The following is a 17,340-nucleotide window of genomic DNA, read 5'->3' as shown; positions in this document are numbered from 1 at the left end:
GACTCATTCTCGCCACAGTCGCTACCGCGGCACTCTCCTTCTTCCTCACACCGGGCGCAAGCATTCCAACGGACTTCACGGCCGCGTCAAGCGCCGTGACCAACGACCTCGGGTGGGGATGACATGCCTCGCAGCAAGTCGTACAACACGTACTCCAACCTTCAGCGCCCCGAGTTCCGCAAGCGCGTGGACGAACTGCTCCTGAAGTTCGAGCGGGACTTCTACGAGAAGAGCAAGGGCGCGGAGGGCATGCTGGACGCCTCCAGGTTCGACATGGACCTCTACAAGCGGCACAACGTCGAGACCATGATCCGCATCGGTCTCAAGCGCGCCGTGGACCCTCTGGTCGCGAACTACTGGGCCACCAGGGACCCCCAGCTGTGCAAGGAATGGGGGCTGTACGGCGCCGAGGAGGGCCGCCACGACCGCATGTTCGCGGGCGACCTCCACAAGGTCGGTATGACGGACGAGGAGATCTACGCGATCCGTCCGACCTTCGCGACGGAGCTGCTCAACGGCTACTTCTACTACACGCTGGCGACCGAGGGCCCGCTCGCCTCGATGATCAGCGGCTTCTATCTCGAGTACATCGCCGGCAAGACCCAGCCGGACTGGCTCGACATCATGGAGCAGCACGTCGGAGCGGGCAACACCAAGGGGGCTCGCGCCCACCTCGCCCTCGACGAGGACGACGACCACGTCGACATGGTCTGGAACATGATCATGCGAGTGATCAAGGACGAGGCCGACGAGGAGCGCTTCGTCGAACACCTCACGAAGATCAACGCGCTCTTCGTCTCCTACTTCGTCGAGGTGTACGCCTCCACGATCCTGGGCGCCGGCAAGGATCCGTCCCAGCTCGCCCAGGTCGCACCGGCCTCCTCGGTCCAGACCAACCTGGAGTCCCGGGTCTCCGCCACCGCCTGATCCCGTTCCCGCGCCACCCGGCGCCCACCCCGATCCCTGTCGTCCGCACGGCCGTCGGCCCTGTGGACGACAGGGAGAACCAGCGCGCCGGGTGTCCCGTCGGGCTGCCCACCGTCCGGTCCATGACAGGAAGACCCGATGCGATACGAATGGCCGCTTGAGCTGTCCGAGCAGGACATGCGCGAAATGATCGAACTGATGGACGCCGTCGCGGTCAAGGAGCAGACGCTCGGCTTCTACGAGCCGGTCGGCGTGGAGAGGGGGCTCCCGCTGATGCGGGCCTTCGACGCCGAGCTGCGTAAGGGCGCCCTCAGCGTGCTGACCGTCCGCACGGAGGACGACAACCGGATCGTCGGCATGGTCACCCTCGCCCGCGCCCCGCTGCCCGCCCGCCGGCACATCGTCGACATGCGCCGCTGTGTCATCGCCCCCGACCACCGCGGACAGTTCCTGCTGGAGGGCTGGTCCGAGGCGCTGCGCAAGGCGAGCGAGATGGGCTGCGAGGTCATCACCCTCGAAGTCCGCGGCGACGGTCCGGTGGGCCTCTGGCAGCGCCTCGGCTTCCACGAGTACGGCCGACTGCCCGACTACGCCCGTGTCGACGGCCTGGAGCCGGTCACCGGCCACTACCTGTACGCCCGCATCGCCGACATCCTGGCCCACTTCGAGGCCAACGGCACCTGGCTGCACGAGCCCGCGCAGGAGAGCCTCGCCGTCGTGCGCTGACCTCCCGTCACACGGGTCGGGGGCCGCACGCCGCCCGCCCGTCCGTGCACCTGACCGGTGCACCTCGCCTCCCACCAGGCACTCTCCGACGCCGCCCTCGTGCCTCCGGGACCTCCGCAGGATCCTCCCGGGGCACCCCGCGCCGGCGCGGTACCTCCGTGTGCCCGCCCGCCGTCGGCACGGCACGCCGCGCGTGTCCGTCACCTCCCACCCCCCAGCGTCACGCCGAAGGGAACACCCATGTCCAAGATCGCCGTACTGACCAACGATCTGCAGTACGAACTCGTCGAGAAGAACCCCGAGCGTGTCGAGGCGGTCGCCGCCGCCACCCCGCATTTCACGTCCTTCCTGGAGGAGATGCGCAAGCGCGGCCACCACGTCTTCCACCTCCAGCTCGTCAACGACCCCGACGACCCGAACGCCGAGCGCTACGACGGCCACCTCCCCGTGCAGCGCGGCTCCAGGGGTGCCGAGATCATCGAGGCGTTCCTCGCCCCCGAGGACGTCGTCATGGAGAAGAACAAGGACTCCGGCTTCTACGAGACCGACCTGCACGAGCGTCTCCAGGCCCTCGGCGTCGACACCGTCCTGGTGACCGGCATGCAGACCCAGATCTGCGTCCAGACCACCGCCGCGGACGCCTTCTTCCGCGGCTACAACATCTGGGTCCCCTCCGACTGCGTCGTCTCCGCCCGCCAGGACGACAAGGACCGCGCTCTGGAGTGGCTGGCCGGCTACTGCGCCACCGTCTCCGACTCCGCCGAGGTGCTGCGCGTCCTCGACGCCGAGGGCTCCCTGCCCCGCAAGGACATCAAGACCCCGTGACCGTGACGCCTCCCGCGGAAGGAACAGCCATGGCTGCGAACACGGCCACCAGCAGTGAAGAGATCGTCCTCGACCACGGCACCGGAGCGAAGCTGAGCCAGGAACTGGTCCAGCTGATCGCCGAGACCCTCGGTGACGTCTACGTGGGCATCATGGAGGACAGCGCGGTCCTCAAGGTCGACTCCGACCGGATCGCCATGACCACGGACTCCTTCGTCGTGGACCCCCCGTTCTTCGGCAACGGGGACATCGGCAAGATCGCCGTGTGCGGCACGGTCAACGACCTGGCCGTGGCGGGCGCCCGGCCCCGGTACCTCACCCTCGGCATGATCCTGGAGACGGGCCTGCCCATCGAGCGGCTCAAGCAGGTCCTGGTGTCGATCCGGGAGACCGCCCGCGAGGCCGGTGTGCAGATCGTCGGCGGCGACACCAAGGTCGTCCGCAAGGGCGAGGCCGACCAGATCTACCTCAACACAGCGGGTGTGGGCGTGTTCGAGCGGGAGCCGCTGTCCATGACCGACGTACGCGTCGGCGACAAGGTGATCCTCAGCGGCCCCATCGGCAACCACACCGTGCACCTGCTCTCCATCCGTGAGGGACTCGGGTTCGAACAGCGGGTCGACAGCGACTGCGCGCCGCTGAACAACCTCGTCGAGAACGTCCTCGACCGGACGCCGGCCGGTGCCGTGCGCTCGATGCGTGATGTCACGCGCGGCGGGCTCTCCGCCGTCCTCCACGAGTACGCCGGCCGGCTCGGCCGCACCGTACGCGTAGAGCGGGCCGACCTGCCCGTCCAGCACGAGACGGCCATGGCCGCGGACATGCTCGGCATCAACCCGCTGCACTGCGCCAATGAGGGCTGCCTCGCCCTCTTCGTCGACCCGGCCGCCGAGCCCGCCGTGCTCGACGCCCTGCGCTCCGGCCCCTACGGAGAGCACGCGGTGACCATCGGGGAGATCACCGAGGACACCGGGGGACTCGTGCTGCTGCGGGAGACGGACGGCCGCGAGACGCAGCTCGAAGAGCTGCTCGGTGCCGAGCTGCCACGGCTCTGCTGACACACCCGCCGAGGAGTTGAGGAGACCGCCATGAGCACCGTGAGTTCACCGCAGGCCGTCGGACAGTGGCGGCTGCGGGTGACCGGCGTGGTCCAGGGTGTGGGCTACCGGCCGTTCGTCTACCGGCTCGCCCACGGGCTGGGCCTGTCCGGCTGGGTCCGCAACGACCCCGAAGGGGTGCTGGTGGAGGTCTCCGGCCCTGCCGCCGACCTCGCCGTGTTCGCGGCCGCGCTCCGGGACCGCGCTCCGGCACTCGCGAAGGTCGACGGGGTCCAGGTGACCGAGGGGCTGCCCGCGGGCAGCGTGCCCGCGGGCCCCTTCACGATCGTCCACAGTGAGCACTCCGGGGCCCGCTCCGCGCTGATCCCCGCCGACACCCACGTCTGCGCCGACTGCCAGGCCGAACTGCGCGACCCCGGGGACCGCCGCCACCGCTATCCGTTCATCAACTGCACCAACTGCGGACCGCGTTACTCCATCATCAGGGACCTGCCCTACGACCGGCCGATGACCACGATGGCCACCTTCACCATGTGCGCCGCCTGCAAGGCCGAGTACGAGGACCCGCTGGACCGGCGCTACCACGCACAGCCGAACGCCTGCCCCGACTGCGGACCCCGGCTGCTGCTCACCGACCGCGGGGGAACGACCGTCGAGGGCGACACGGCTCTGCGGCGGGCCGCCGAGGTCCTCGCGAACGGAGGGATCGCGGCGATCAAGAGCGTCGGCGGCTTCCATCTCGCGGTGGACGCCGGCCGGGAGGAGGCCGTGTCCCTGCTGCGGCGCCGCAAGCGCCGCGACTCCAAGCCCTTCGCGGTGATGGTCCGGGACCTGGCCACCGCGCAGCGCCTCACGGTGCTGTCGGAGGACGAGATCGACGTCCTGCGTTCACCGGCCCGGCCGATCCTGCTCGCCCGCAAGCGGCCCGGCGCCCTCCCGGAGTCCGTGGCACCCCGCAACCCCAACCTGGGGATCATGCTGCCGTCGGCGCCGCACCACCACCTGCTGCTCGACGAACCCGGCCTGGAGACGCTGGTGATGACCAGCGGCAACATCTCCGGCTATCCGATCGCCTACCGCAACGAGGAGGCGCTGGCGCAGCTCTTCGGCATCGCTGACGTCATCCTCTACCACGACCGGGACATCGAGATCCGGGTGGACGACTCGGTGGTGCGCCTCTCCGTCCACGAGCGACTCGACCGGCCACTGCTCCAGTTCGTCCGCCGGGCCCGCGGTTACGCCCCGTACCCGGTGCAGGTGGGCCGGGAGGTGGCGCCCGTCGTCGCCCTCGGCGCGGAGCTGAAGACGACGGTGGCGCTGACCAACGGCTCCCAGGTCTTCCTCAGCCAGCACATCGGCGACCTGAAGAACGACGAGACCTTCGCCTCGCACCGCCGCACCGCCCGCCACCTCGCCCGGCTCTACTCCCTCACTCCCCGGATCACCGCCCACGACCTGCACCCGCAGTTCCGCTCCACCCGGGCGGCGGTCACGGAGGACGGCGAAGGTCTGACCGTCGAGGTGCAGCACCACCACGCCCACATGGCCTCCTGCATGGCCGAGAACCAGGTCACCGGCACCACACTCGGCGTGGTCTTCGACGGCTTCGGCTTCGGTGAGGACGGCACCGTGTGGGGCGGGGAGTTCCTGCTCGGGGACTTCGCCTCCTACCGGCGCGTGGCCCGGCTGCGCCGACTGCCGCTGATCGGCGGCGACCAGGCCGTGCGCGAACCCCTTCGTACGGGCTACGCCCTGGCCCTGGACGCCTTCGACGGCGACCGGGAACAGGCCGTGGCGGCCTTCCCCGCTCTCACCGCACTCGACGAGCAGCGGCGGCATGTGTACGCCACGATGGCCGAGCGGTCGGTCAACTCCCCGCTCACCTCCAGCATGGGCCGGCTGTTCGACGGCGCCGCCGCGCTGGCCGGCGTGTGCTCGACTGCCGAGTACGAGGCCCAGGGCCCGATCGAGCTGGAGGGCCTGCTGGAACGGGACCCGGCTCAGGACCCGGCGTACCGCTTCGCGAGCCGCGTCCTCCAGGCGGCGGACGCCGCCGGTCCCACGGACGCGCCCGACGGGATGACCGAGGCGGACCCGCGGCCGGTGATCCGGGCCATGGCCGCGGACCTCGCCGCGGGCGTGCCGGTCACGACGGTCAGCCGGCGCTTCCACACCGCCGTGGTGGACATGGTCCGCGAACACTGCGCGGCGGTCCGCGAGCGGACCGGGGTGAACCAGGTGGTGCTCTCCGGCGGCGTGTTCCTCAACGAGTTCCTGCTGCTCAACTGTCTGACCGGGCTGACCGCCGACGGTTTCGACACCTACGTCCACCGGCAGGTCCCGACCAACGACGGGGGCATCGCCCTCGGTCAGGTGATGGTCGCGGACGCCCGTACCCCTTCCGGGAAGTGATGACGTGACCACCCCTCTCGTGAACGCCGCGCCCACAGCGGATGAGATGTACGCGTACGTCCGGGACCGCGAATCCGGTGCCCGGACCTACGCGACCGCCTTCGGGCAGGTCCTGGAGGAGGGACGGGGCGCCCGCGTCCGCGACGGCCACGGACGCTGGTACCTGGACTGCCTGGCTGCGGCGGGCACCCTGGCTCTCGGCCACAACCACCCCGAAGTGCTCCGACGGGTGCGCGCGTATCTGGAGTCCGGCCAGGTACAGCAGGCGCTGGACCTGACCACGCCCGCGAAGTACGGGTTCCTCTCGGCGCTCTACCGGCACCTGCCCGGCACGATGGCGGACACCTTCAGGACGCAGTTCTGCGGCCCGGCGGGCGCGGACGCCACCGAGGCCGCGGTGAAGCTGTTCAAGACCGCGACCGGCCGCCGCACGGTCCTCTCCTTCCACGGCGCCTACCACGGGATGACCTCGGGAGCCCTGGCCCTGACGGGCAATCTGAGCGCCAAGGAACCGGTGCCGTCGCTCATGCCGGACGTGCACCACCTGCCGTACCCCTACGACTACCGCTGCCCGTTCGGACTCGGCGGGGAGCAGGGTGTGGACGTCGGTCTGGCCTACCTGGAACGCCTGCTCACCGACCCGGAGAGCGGCATCACCCGGCCGGCGGCCGTCTTCGTGGAGGCCGTGCAGGGCGAGGGCGGGGTGATCCCGGCACCGGCGCGCTGGCTGCGCGGGCTGCGGGAGATCACCGCGCGTCTGGACATCCCCCTGGTGCTCGACGAGATCCAGGCCGGGTTCGGCCGCACCGGGACCATGTGGGCCTTCGAGGAGGCCGGTATCGAGCCCGACGCGGTCCTGGTCTCCAAGGCCGTCGGCGGCGGATTCCCCCTGTCGCTGCTCCTGTACCACTCGCGGTACGACGCCTGGCGGCCGGGCGCCCACGCGGGCACCTTCCGCGGCAACCAGATCGCCCTGGTCGCGGGCGCGGCCGGGCTCGGCGTCATGGACTCCGAGGGCCTGGTCGAGAAGGCCGCCGCCAAGGGCCGGCTGCTCGGCGGCCTGCTGGGCGAGCTGGCGGCGCGCCGCCCGGAGATCGGTCAGGTCCGCGGACGCGGCCTGATGTGGGGCATCGAGATCGTCGACCCGGACGCGCCCGCGGACTCCCTGGGGGCGAGGCCCGCCGACGGCGACCGGGCCCGGCGGATCAAGCGGGCCTGTCTGGACCACGGGCTGCTGCTGGAGTCCGGTGGGCGGCACGGTGCGGTACTGCGGCTGCTGCCGCCCCTGGTCGTCTCCGAGGACGAGCTGCGGGACGTGGCCACCGCCCTGGAGAAGGCCCTGTCCGACTGCGCGTGACCGGCGCGCGACACAGACACATGAGGACGAGAGATGACGACGGGTCAGGAACCGGCCCAGTGGCGGGTCGACTTCGACGCGCGGGTGGAGTTCGCCAACGGCGGTTCGCTCAGCACGGAGGGCTTCCGCCTGGACATCCCCGGTGACCACATCGATGACGCCGAGCTGGGTGAACTGCTCGTGCGCCACCTGGGTCTGCTGATGGCCGGGAGCACGTCCGTCACGCGCAAGGAGCTGATCCGGGAACCGCACAAGGGGTCGAGGAACACGGGAACGGGCGGCTCCGGCCCGTGCACGGTCGACCTGACCGGCCCGGCGACCCGTGCGGCCTGGCCGGGCGCGGCGCCCCCGGCCCTGTCCGCGCTGGTCGGCCTGCCCGTCGCCCTCGTCCGCCTGCTCGGTTCCGCCGAGCCGGTGGCCGACCGCCTGGCACTCGCCCCGTTCGACCTGAGCGGCCACGCCGTGGTGGTCCACACCGGCCGCCCCGGAAGTGGCTGCCTCACCGAAGACGCGGTCGCCCTCCTGGCGGACCGGGGCGCGGCCCTGCTGGCCACGGACGGCACCCGGTCCTCCGGTCCGGCGGCCGAGGCTCTGTCGAAGGCCGGACTACCCGAACTGACCGGCCTCACCGCCCTGGACGCCCTGCCCGCCACGGGGACCCGCCTGCATGCGGTGCCGTCCTCCGACGGACAGCTGCTGCGGGTGTACGGGGTGACCGGATGACCGCCACCGAACCCCGTGCCGCCGGCACGGACACGGGCGCGGAGCCGGCGCGGCATTCGCGGCGGGAGCTTGCCGCGGCGAGTGTCGGGTCGGTCGTGGAGGCGTACGACTGGACCGTCTACGGCATCCTCGCCCCGTACTTCGCGGAGCAGCTGTTCCCCGGCTCCTCCCCCACCGCGAAACTGATCGCCGCCTACCTGGGGTTCGCGCTCGGCTTCCTGGTGCGTCCGCTCGGCAGCGTGCTGATCGGCAGGCTCACCGACACCCGGGGCCGCCGGTACGGGCTGACCCTGACCGTCGGGCTCATCGCGGCCGGTTCACTGCTGGTGGCGGTGGTGCCCGGCTACGCCACGATCGGTCTGGCCGCCCCGCTGCTCGTGGTCGCCGCCCGTCTGGTGCAGGGCCTCTCGGTGGGGGCGGAGAATCCCACGGCCGCCGCCTACGTGACCGAGACCGCCCCGGAGAGCCGCCGCTACTTCTACAGCGCGGTCTCCTACGGCGGCGTGGTACTGGGCAGCGCCCTGTCCTTCGTGGTCCTCACCGTGCTGCTGGGCGTGTTCGGTGAGGCGGGCGTGGAAGGCGGCGCCTGGCGGTGGGCGTTCGTCTTCGGGGCGCTGCTGGGACTGACGGCGCTGTGGATCCGGCGCGGTGCGGCCGAGAGCGAGGTGTTCACCGCCTCCAGCCGGAAGGCCGGGGGAACGGCGCCACGCCCGTGGCCTGTGCTGCGGGCTCATCTGGGCCGCCTCACCGTGGTGTTCGCGATCACCTCGGGCGCGACCACCGTCTTCTACTTCGTCACCGTCGACTTCCCGGCCTACGCCGAGGGAACGGGAGCAGCCTCCAAGGCGGAGGCGTCCGGGGCGCTGTTGTCCGGGATGGTGGCGCTGCTCGTCGGGATGCTCGCGGCGGGCAGAGCGGCCGACCGCTTCGGGGCGCTGCCGGTGCTGCGTACCGGTTTCGCCGGCCTGGCGTTCGGCTCCCTGCCGCTGCTGTACGGGATGGCGGCCGGCCGGGTGCCGGTGGTCCTGGTGACGGTGGCCCTGCTGTTCCTGCTGGGCCTGCCGCTGGCGGTGAGCAACGTCTTCGCCGGGCGGCTCTTCCCGCCCGCGGTACGGGCCGTCGCGGTGGGGCTGCCCGCCGCCCTCGCGATCAGCCTGTTCGGCGGGACCTTCCCCATGCTCGCGGAGCTGCTGCGTTCGGCCGGCCACGGTCACTGGGTCCCCTGGTGGCCGGCGCTGGCCTGTGCCGGGGCGCTGCTCGCCTCGTGGGGTGTGGACGAGCACCCCGTTCCCGTAACCCCTCACCCTGGAGAAGAACACCATGACGTCGATGCCAACGCCGCTGTTCGATGACCTCGGCTCGCTGCTGCCGGGGCTGGAGGCCGACTACCGCGACCTGCACGCCCATCCCGAACTCGCCTTCCAGGAGAAGCGGACTGCGGCGCTGGTGGCGGAGCGGCTCGCCGCGCAGGGCGGCTGGGAGGTCACGACCGGGGTCGGGCGGACCGGCGTGGTCGGTGTACTGCGCAACGGCGACGGCCCCGTGGTGATGCTGCGCGCCGACATGGACGCCCTGCCGGTGAAGGAGGCCACGGGCCTGCCGTACGCGAGTGAGGTGACCGCCACCGACGACGCGGGCGCCGAGGTGCCGGTGATGCACGCCTGCGGCCACGATCTGCACGTGGCGGCGCTGCTCGGCGCGTGTGCGCTGTTCGCCGCGCGCACCGACGCCTGGCGCGGCACGGTGGTCGCCGTCTTCCAGCCGGGGGAGGAGAGCGGCTACGGGGCCCGGGCCATGGTCGACGACGGCCTCTTCGAGCGGTTCCCGCGCCCGGACGTGCTGCTGGGGCAGCACGTGGGGCCCGGCCCGGTGGGGCTGATCGCCACCTGCCCGGGCACGGTGATGGGCGCCACCGACTCCATCACCGTGCGGCTCTTCGGCCGGGGCGGGCACGGCTCCAAGCCCGAGGCGACGGTGGACCCGGTGGTCATGGCGGCCTCTCTCGTGATGCGGCTCCAGACGGTCGTCTCGCGGGAGACCTCCGCGCAGGAGCCGGTCGTGGTGACCGTGGGGAAGCTGCACGCGGGCACGACGGCCGCGGTCATCCCGGACACGGCGGAGCTGGGCATCAACGTCCGCACCGGCTCCGAGCCGGTACGCCGCAAGGTGGTCTCGGCTATCGAGCGCCTGGCGAAGGCGGAGTCGGCCGCGGCGGGCGCGACCGCGGACCCGGAGATCACTTCCGTGTACCACCTGCCGATGACGGTCAACGACACCGAGGCGGCGCGCCGGGTGGCCGACGCGCACCGCCGGGCCTTCGGTGAGGGCGCGGTGATGGAGATGGGCCCGACGACCGCCAGCGAGGACTTCGGCATCCTCGCCACGGCCGCACAGGTGCCGTCGGTGTACTGGTTCTGGGGCGGGCTGGACCCGGAGGTGTTCACCGCCGCGTTCGCGGCCGGCCGACTGGACGAGGACGTCCCTCAGAACCACTCGTCCTCGTTCGCGCCGCTCGCCGGCCCCGCCCTGGACACGGGCATCCGGTCGATGACGGCCGCCGCCCTGTCCTGGCTGTCCGCCGAAGCGGCGGAGGGCGCGACCGGTACGGCGGGGGACGCCACGGCATGACCTCCGAACTGCCGCATGTGACGGTCCTGCACCGGTGGCGGGACACCCACGCCCGGTACGCCGAGTACCTCGACCACCGGACCCACCGGGTCAGCTACGTCTCCACGGAGCTGGGGCTCGCCTCCGTCCCCGCGGACGCGGCTGCCGTCGTCACCGTCGGTTCCACCGAGGACCTGACCGTGGTGCGCTCGGCCGTCGCCTCGCTCACCACCCGGTTCGGCGCCCCGCAGCGGCTGATCGCGCTCAACGAGGGCGACCTGGACACGGCGGCCCTGCTCCGCGAGGAGTTCGGCGTCCCCGGGCAGACCCCCGAGGAGCTGGCGGTCTTCCGCGACAAGCTGCTGATGTGCCGGACCGCCGCCGCGGCCGGGCTGGCCGTGCCCGGCTTCGCACCCGCTCCCTCCCCCGAGGCGGTCAGGGAGTTCGGCCGCGCCCACGGCTGGCCCCTGGTCGTCAAACCGCGCCGGGGGACGGCGAGCCGTGGCGTCGTACGGCTGGACTCGGAGGCCGACCTGGACCGGTCGCCCTCCCTGGCCGCGGACCTGGCGGCGGAGCCGCACCTCGTCCAGTCGTACGTCGACGCGCCGATCCTGCACATCGACGGTCTCTGGGAGGGCGGCACGCTCGGCGGTTGGACCGCCTCCCGCTATGTGGGCGGCACCTGCGCCGACTTCACCCAGGGCAGCTGGCTGGGCTCGGTCGAGGAGGACGACCCCGCGTTGCTGGCGGCCGTGGAGAGGTTCGCGACCGCCGTCGGGCCCGCGCTGGGCGGCAGGCGCCCGTGGGTGTTCCACCTGGAGGCCTTCGTCACCGACGGCCCGGACGGTGGTCCCTCCCTGGTCTTCCTGGAGTGCGGAGCCCGGGTGGGCGGCGGGGAGATCCCCTTCACCTGGCGCGATGTGCACGGCGTCGACCTCATGGCGGCGGCGGCCGACATCCAGCTCGGCCGCGCGCCGGTGCTGCCCGCGCCGAAGACCGGCGAGGTCGGCGGCTATCTGCTGCTGCCACTGCCGCTGCCCGCTCCCTGCCTGGTGGAGAGCGCCGGGTGGACGGTGCCACCGCCCGAGGGTCTGGCGCCGTACGCGGTCCTGCACGTCCCCGTGGGCGAGAAGGTGCCGCAGGCCGGCGGCTACGAGCACGTGGGCACCCGGTTCCGGTTCCGCGGCCCGTCCACCGCCGCCGTGGAGCAGGCCGTCAGGGCCGCCGCCGACGGTTTCCGGCTGACCTGCGCACCGCTGGACCCGCACGACGAGGCATGACCGCGCACCGCCCGAACCACCTGTCTTCACGGGGCCGGCCACAGAGGCCCCGATCCGGAAAGGAACCCACCGTGTCCGTCAACACCCCCGAACGCCCGCGCGTCATCCTGGTCGGCAGCCGCATACGCCAGTACCGCGAGTACGCCCTCGCCTCGCTCGCCGCGCGGTACGAGGTCACGCTCGTCGCCCCCGAGGCGCCCACCTGGCAGGCCCGGTACGTCGAGACCCATCGGATCGCTGACACCACGGACGCCGCCAAGCTGTTCCCCGCCGTCGCGGACCTGCGCGGCGAGGTGGCCGAAGCGGCCGTGCTCACCTGGGACGAATGGTCGCTCACCGCCGTCTCCGCGGTGGCCGCCAAGCTGCGGCTGCGGGCCATGGACCCGGCCGCGGCCCGGATCTGCCGGGACAAGTACGCCGCCCGCCAGGCGTTCGAGGCCGCGGGAATGGCCGCCGTCCGGCACGCTCCCGCGACCAGCGAGGACGAGGCGCTGGCCGCCGCGGAGTCCATCGGGTTCCCCGTCGTCGTCAAGCCCCGCACTCTCGGCGGCAGCTTCGGCGTCATGATCGCGCGGGATGCCGACGAGCTGCGCAGGGCCTACCAGCTCGCGCACGGCAGCCGGCTCCAGGGCGCCGGAACGGCCGACACCGTTCTGGTCGAGGAGTTCGTCGAGGGGCCGGAACTGAGCATCGACAGCGTCGTGGTGGACGGCACCGCCACCCCGGTGTGCGTGGCCCGCAAGCGACTCGGCCCCCACCCGTATTTCGAGGAGGTCGGCCACCTCGTCACCGCCTGGCAGCACGAGCCGTGGGCGGACGCGGTCACCGAACTCGTCCGGAGCGCCCACCGGGCGGTCGGCGTCGACTACGGCGTCACCCACACCGAGGTGCGCCTCAGCCCTGACGGCCCGCGCCTGATCGAGCTGAACGGACGGCTCGGCGGCGACCTCATCCCGCATCTGCACCAGCTCGCCACCGGCGTCGACCTCGCCCGCGCCGCTGCCGAGATCGCCTTCGAACGCACCCCCGACCTCACCCCCACCCGCTCCCTGAGCGCCGAGATCCGCTTCCTGTACCCGGCCCACGACGGCACCGTCGACCGGGTCGTGCTGCCCGAGCCGAGCGAGGCCGACGGCCTGGCCGAGTCGTTCGCGCTGGCCGCGCCCGGCGACGAGCTCCAGCTCCCGCCGCGCGGCCTGACACCGCGCTACGGGGCGCTCCTCGCTGTGGGGGACACCCCGGCCGACACCCGCGGGACCCTGGACCGGGCGGAGGGCCGCTCCCGCGTCGAGGTGACCGGGGCGGAGGCGCACAGGCTGGGCGCCCGTGTGGAGAACCCCGTCACCCGGCGCTTCTTCGACCACGAGCGCACGGCCCGTCGCATGACGGTCTCGGGGGTGCGCGGGGTGGAGTGGTTCCGCTACGGCGCCGGCGGCGGCGAGGGCCTCAACCGGCCCGTGTTCCTCAGTGCCGAGGACGTGGCCGGACTGGAGCGCGATCTGAACGGCCTGTTCGAGCTGCTGAAGGCCGTGCCGCACCGGCTCTTCGACGGCGACCTGCGGGCCTTCGCCCGTGCGGTGGGCATGAGCGGGACCCAGACCGAACTGGTGCTGCGCGGCGCCTCCCCGGAGCTGGCACCGCTCTCCCGCGCCGACCTGTACCGCGAGACCGGCGGGTTCCGGGTGATGGAACTCAACACCGGTTCCTCACTGGGCGGCTGGCAGATGGGCGAGTTCGCTCGCGCGCTGGTCGGGGACGAGGAGTTCGCGGCGTTCGCGGCCGAGGAGAACCTCGTCCATCCCGACCCGCTCGCCCGCATCACGGACGTGCTGCGCCGTCAGGCTCCGTCACTGGCCGGGATCGAGCGCCCGCTGCTCGCGATCACCGACTGGCCCGACGGCTTCGAGAACTCCAGGTGCTGGATGGAGTTCGTGGTTCCCGCCTTCGAGGCGCTCGGCTTCGAGCCGGTCGTCTGCCACCTGGGCGACTTCACGTACGAGGACGGCCGGGTCCTGTACCAGGGCCGCCGGGTGGACGTCGTGTACCGGATGTTCCTGCCCGGGGAGATGCCGGACGAGCCCCGCACGTACGAGCTGGTCAACCCGCTCCTGGACGCCGTCGAGGCGGGCGGCGTCGAGCTGTTCGCGCCGCTCGACTGCGAGCTGTACGGCAACAAGGGCAGCCTGGCCATGCTGAGTGACGAGCGCAACCGCGCGTCCCTCACCGAGGAGGAGCGCGCCCTCGTCGACCGCATCCTGCCCTGGACCCGCTTCGTACGTGACGAGAAGGTCACCATGGACGGCGAGCGGATCGACCTGCTGCCGTACGCGGTCGCCAACAAGGACCGGCTCGTCCTCAAGCCCACGCTGCTCTACGGCGGGGTCGGCGTCACCCCCGGCTGGACCACCGGCCAGAAGGAGTGGGTGGAGCGGCTGCAGCAGGCGGTCGACGGCCCGTTCGTGCTCCAGCAGCGGCTGCTGCCGACCGTCGAGCGCTTCCTGTCCGACGACGGCGTCACCACCGAGGACATGGCCGTCGCCTACGGCACGCTGATGGTCGACGGCCGGTACGCGGGCACCCTGGCCCGCGGGGTCACCGACCCGGCGGTGGGCATCGTCTCCATGCTGCGCGGTGCCCAGATCGGCTGTGCCTTCCACGTTGCCGAGGCCGCCGACGGAGAGGCGGAGGCCCGGTGAGCGGCTCCGGCACCAAGGAGACCCCGGACGAGGCGGCACCCGCGGCGGGCGCGCCGGGGACGCGGAGGGGCGGCGCGCTCTGGCGGGACGCCGAGTTCATGAAGTTCTGGACCGGGGAGGCGATCTCCCAGGTAGGCGCCCAGGTCACCCTGCTGGCCCTGCCGCTGACCGCCGTGCTCGCCCTGGAGGCCAGCTCCTCGCAGGTGGGTCTGGTCAACGCCGCCTCCTACGCCCCGTTCCTGCTGGTCACCCTGCTCGTCGGCGTATGGGTGGACCGGGTCCGGCGGCGCCCGCTGATGATCATGGCCAACGCGGTGCGGGCACTGCTTGTCACCGCGGTGCCGCTGCTCGCCGTCCTGGACCTGCTGCGCATCGAGTTCGTGTACGTGGCCGCGCTGTTCATCGGAGCGCTCACCGTCGTCTTCGACGTGGCCTACCAGTCCTATCTGCCGACCCTCATCGGCAAAGAACACCTGGTGGAGGGCAACAGCAAGCTGCAGGGCACCAGTTCACTGGCCCAGATCGGCGGGCCGGGGCTGGCGGGCCTGCTGATCGGCTGGGTCACCGCGCCGTTCGCGCTGCTCATCAACGGCGTGTCCTACCTGGTTTCCGTGATCACCCTCGTGACGATCCGGCGGCCCGAGCCGCAGCCTGCCCCGCCCGAGCGGCAGACCGGGCTGTGGAAGAGCGTCGGGGACGGCGTGCGGATCATCTGGGACAGCGCGCACCTGCGCGCCTGCGCGCTCCAGTCGGGGCTGTACAACCTGTGCTGGATGTCGCTGCAGACGGTGTTCGTGCTGTACGCGGCCCGGCGCCTTGAGCTGTCTCCCGGCATGATCGGGCTGCTGCTGGGCACCGGAGCGGTCGGTTCGCTGGCCGGCTCGCTGGTGGCCCGGCAGCTGAAGCAGGTTCTCGGTCTCGGTGCGGCCATCCTGACCGCACTGCTGCTGTGCTGCCTTGCACCCGTGATCATTCCGCTCGCCCCGGCGAACGGCTCGCCGGGTTCGCTGGCGCTGTTCGTGCTCGCGTTCGCCATGATCGGGGCGGGCGGCACGATCGCCAACATCCACGTCATCAGCCTCCGCCAGTCGATCACCCCGGACGAGCTGCTCGGCCGGATGAACGCGGGATACCGCTTCGTCTCCTGGGGCACCCTGCCGCTCGGCGCACTGATCGGCGGCTGGCTCGGGGACGTGATCGGTCTGCGCGAGACCCTGTTCGTCACCGCGGGAGCCTTCCTGTCGGCCGTGCTGGTGGTGCTCGCCTCCCCGGTGTGGCGGCTGAAGGACTTCCCCCCGCAGATCGGCGCACGGCCCGCGACGGCCGAGGCGAGGGCGGAGATGTGACAGACGGCGGCGGAGGCGCGACGAACGGCTTCGGCCCGGAACGGCCCACAGCCGACGCGGGCGGAGCCCGAGGCACGACGGACAGCACCGGCAAAGGCGCCCCGGACGGCTGCGAGGCAGCTCCGCACGCGGCGGACGGCGGGGGCGGGGGCACGGCAGCCGGCTTCGGCGGGCTGCTGGCGCGGCGGACGGCTTGGGGCCGGTCCGACGCGATCGGCCGGATCCTGGCGGCGGCGAACACTCCCGGCGTCCTGTCCATGGCCGGGGGCATTCCGGCACCGGACAGCTTCCCCACGGACCGGCTCTCCGCGGCGGCCGAGCGTGTGTTCGCCCGTTCCGCCACCGCCGCCCTCCAGTACGCCCCGAGCGAGGGCGTCCCGCAGATGCGGCGCGCCCTGGCGGTCCGGGCCGGGGAGACGGGCGCACCGGTGGGGCCGGAACGGGTGCTGATCACCTCGGGCAGCCAGCAGGGGCTCGACCTGCTGGCCAGGACGGTGCTCGACGAGGGCGACGCGGTGGCCCTGGACGACCCCGGATACCTGGGCGCGGTACAGCTCTTCCGCCGCGCCGGGGCCCGGCTGCTGCCCGTCCCCACCGACCGGGAGGGGATGCGCGTCGACGTGCTCGAAGAGCGGCTCGCCGCGGGCGAGCGGCCGAAACTGGTCTATGTGGTTCCCCAGTTCCACAACCCGACGGGGGGCGTCCTCTCCGAGGAACGGCGGCGGCGCCTCGCCGCGCTGGCAGAGCGGTACGGGTTCCTGGTGGCCGAGGACGACCCGTACGGCGATCTGGCCTTCACCGGCGGGCGACTGCCGTCGGTGGACGTCCACAGCGGCCGGGTGGTGCGGCTCATGAGCCTCTCGAAGACGCTCTGCCCGGGGCTGCGGGTGGCCGGGCTGGTCGCCCCCGAGGGGCTGTTCGGTGAACTGTCGGCCGCCAAGCAGTCCTGCGACCTGCAGACCAACAGCCTCGGCCAGTACGTGGTGGCCGAGCTGCTGTCCGACCCGGCCTTCCTCCCCGCCCACCTGGACCGGCTGCGGTCCCTGTACGGGCACAGGGCCCGGACGACGGCGTCGCTGCTGCGCCGGCGGCTGCCGTGGATCGCCTTCGACGAGCCGCGCGGCGGCCTGTTCTTCTGGTGTTCCGTCGACGATCCCCGCGTGACCTCGGACCGCCTTCACGCCCACGCCCGCGCGGAGGGAGTGGCGATCGTGCCGGGCACGCCCTTCTGCATCGAACAGGACGGCACCCGCTCCCTGCGGCTGTCCTTCGCCACGCTCGACGAGGAGCAGCGCCACGAGGCCGTGGCCCGCCTGGCCGTGGCCTTCGAGAAGGCACGGGCGGAGGCCTCCTGAAGAGAGGCGCCTCCGCCTCCCCTTCCCC

General features: G+C 72.3%; 13 protein-coding genes. All 13 read left to right on the top strand.

The window, feature by feature from the left end:
- Window positions 1-123: 123 nt before the first annotated feature.
- The 13 genes from I3F58_RS03005 (at window position 124) to I3F58_RS02945 (ending at window position 17,312) form a co-directional block, all read left to right on the top strand.
- Complete coding sequence (locus I3F58_RS03005; protein ID WP_240106581.1) at window positions 124-927, top strand: hypothetical protein; 804 nt, start codon at window positions 124-126, stop codon at window positions 925-927.
- A 138-nt stretch (window positions 928-1,065) separates the two neighbouring features.
- A complete protein-coding gene (locus tag I3F58_RS03000; protein WP_240106580.1) occupies window positions 1,066-1,653 on the top strand; it encodes a GNAT family N-acetyltransferase in 588 nt (195 codons plus the stop codon).
- A 240-nt stretch (window positions 1,654-1,893) separates the two neighbouring features.
- Complete coding sequence (locus I3F58_RS02995; protein WP_240106579.1) at window positions 1,894-2,478, top strand: cysteine hydrolase family protein; 585 nt, start codon at window positions 1,894-1,896, stop codon at window positions 2,476-2,478.
- A gap of 29 nt (window positions 2,479-2,507) precedes the next feature.
- On the top strand, window positions 2,508-3,536 hold the full coding sequence (gene hypE, locus I3F58_RS02990) for a hydrogenase expression/formation protein HypE (protein ID WP_240106578.1): 1,029 nt from the start codon (window positions 2,508-2,510) through the stop codon (window positions 3,534-3,536).
- Between the two features lie 30 nt (window positions 3,537-3,566).
- Window positions 3,567-5,948: a carbamoyltransferase HypF gene (gene hypF, locus I3F58_RS02985; protein WP_240106577.1), complete on the top strand. Its 2,382-nt coding sequence runs from the start codon at window positions 3,567-3,569 to the stop codon at window positions 5,946-5,948.
- A gap of 4 nt (window positions 5,949-5,952) precedes the next feature.
- On the top strand, window positions 5,953-7,305 hold the full coding sequence (locus I3F58_RS02980; protein WP_240106576.1) for a diaminobutyrate--2-oxoglutarate transaminase family protein: 1,353 nt from the start codon (window positions 5,953-5,955) through the stop codon (window positions 7,303-7,305).
- A 33-nt stretch (window positions 7,306-7,338) separates the two neighbouring features.
- Entirely contained in the window at window positions 7,339-8,028 is a 690-nt protein-coding gene (locus tag I3F58_RS02975) for a hypothetical protein (RefSeq protein ID WP_240106575.1), read from the top strand.
- Window positions 8,025-9,380: an MFS transporter gene (locus I3F58_RS02970; RefSeq protein WP_240106574.1), complete on the top strand. Its 1,356-nt coding sequence runs from the start codon at window positions 8,025-8,027 to the stop codon at window positions 9,378-9,380. The genes I3F58_RS02975 and I3F58_RS02970 overlap by 4 nt, the downstream gene beginning before the upstream one ends.
- Window positions 9,349-10,656, top strand: coding sequence for an amidohydrolase (locus I3F58_RS02965; RefSeq protein ID WP_308354943.1), 1,308 nt, complete (start codon window positions 9,349-9,351; stop codon window positions 10,654-10,656). Before I3F58_RS02970 ends, I3F58_RS02965 begins: the two co-directional genes overlap by 32 nt.
- Window positions 10,653-11,915, top strand: coding sequence for an acetyl-CoA carboxylase biotin carboxylase subunit family protein (locus I3F58_RS02960; protein WP_240106573.1), 1,263 nt, complete (start codon window positions 10,653-10,655; stop codon window positions 11,913-11,915). The genes I3F58_RS02965 and I3F58_RS02960 overlap by 4 nt, the downstream gene beginning before the upstream one ends.
- 71 nt (window positions 11,916-11,986) lie before the next feature.
- The gene (locus I3F58_RS02955) at window positions 11,987-14,611 is read left to right on the top strand and encodes an ATP-grasp domain-containing protein (protein ID WP_240106572.1); all 2,625 of its coding nucleotides are present in this window, start codon (window positions 11,987-11,989) and stop codon (window positions 14,609-14,611) included.
- Window positions 14,608-15,957: an MFS transporter gene (locus I3F58_RS02950; RefSeq protein ID WP_240106571.1), complete on the top strand. Its 1,350-nt coding sequence runs from the start codon at window positions 14,608-14,610 to the stop codon at window positions 15,955-15,957. Before I3F58_RS02955 ends, I3F58_RS02950 begins: the two co-directional genes overlap by 4 nt.
- The gene (locus I3F58_RS02945) at window positions 15,954-17,312 is read left to right on the top strand and encodes a PLP-dependent aminotransferase family protein (protein WP_240106570.1); all 1,359 of its coding nucleotides are present in this window, start codon (window positions 15,954-15,956) and stop codon (window positions 17,310-17,312) included. Before I3F58_RS02950 ends, I3F58_RS02945 begins: the two co-directional genes overlap by 4 nt.
- Window positions 17,313-17,340: the final 28 nt, after the last annotated feature.

The organism is Streptomyces sp. MUM 203J (assembly GCF_022414595.1).
Classification (GTDB): Bacteria; Actinomycetota; Actinomycetes; order Streptomycetales; family Streptomycetaceae; genus Streptomyces.
This window is presented reverse-complemented; position numbering and strand designations above follow the sequence as displayed.

Coding starts and splice junctions, on each gene's coding strand:
- I3F58_RS02970 (WP_240106574.1), top strand. CDS start 8,025: ATGACCGCCACCGAACCCCGTGCCGCCGGCACGGACACGGGCGCGGAG.
- I3F58_RS03005 (WP_240106581.1), top strand. CDS start 124: ATGCCTCGCAGCAAGTCGTACAACACGTACTCCAACCTTCAGCGCCCC.
- hypF (WP_240106577.1), top strand. CDS start 3,567: ATGAGCACCGTGAGTTCACCGCAGGCCGTCGGACAGTGGCGGCTGCGG.
- I3F58_RS02960 (WP_240106573.1), top strand. CDS start 10,653: ATGACCTCCGAACTGCCGCATGTGACGGTCCTGCACCGGTGGCGGGAC.
- I3F58_RS03000 (WP_240106580.1), top strand. CDS start 1,066: ATGCGATACGAATGGCCGCTTGAGCTGTCCGAGCAGGACATGCGCGAA.
- I3F58_RS02965 (WP_308354943.1), top strand. CDS start 9,349: ATGACGTCGATGCCAACGCCGCTGTTCGATGACCTCGGCTCGCTGCTG.
- I3F58_RS02975 (WP_240106575.1), top strand. CDS start 7,339: ATGACGACGGGTCAGGAACCGGCCCAGTGGCGGGTCGACTTCGACGCG.
- I3F58_RS02995 (WP_240106579.1), top strand. CDS start 1,894: ATGTCCAAGATCGCCGTACTGACCAACGATCTGCAGTACGAACTCGTC.
- hypE (WP_240106578.1), top strand. CDS start 2,508: ATGGCTGCGAACACGGCCACCAGCAGTGAAGAGATCGTCCTCGACCAC.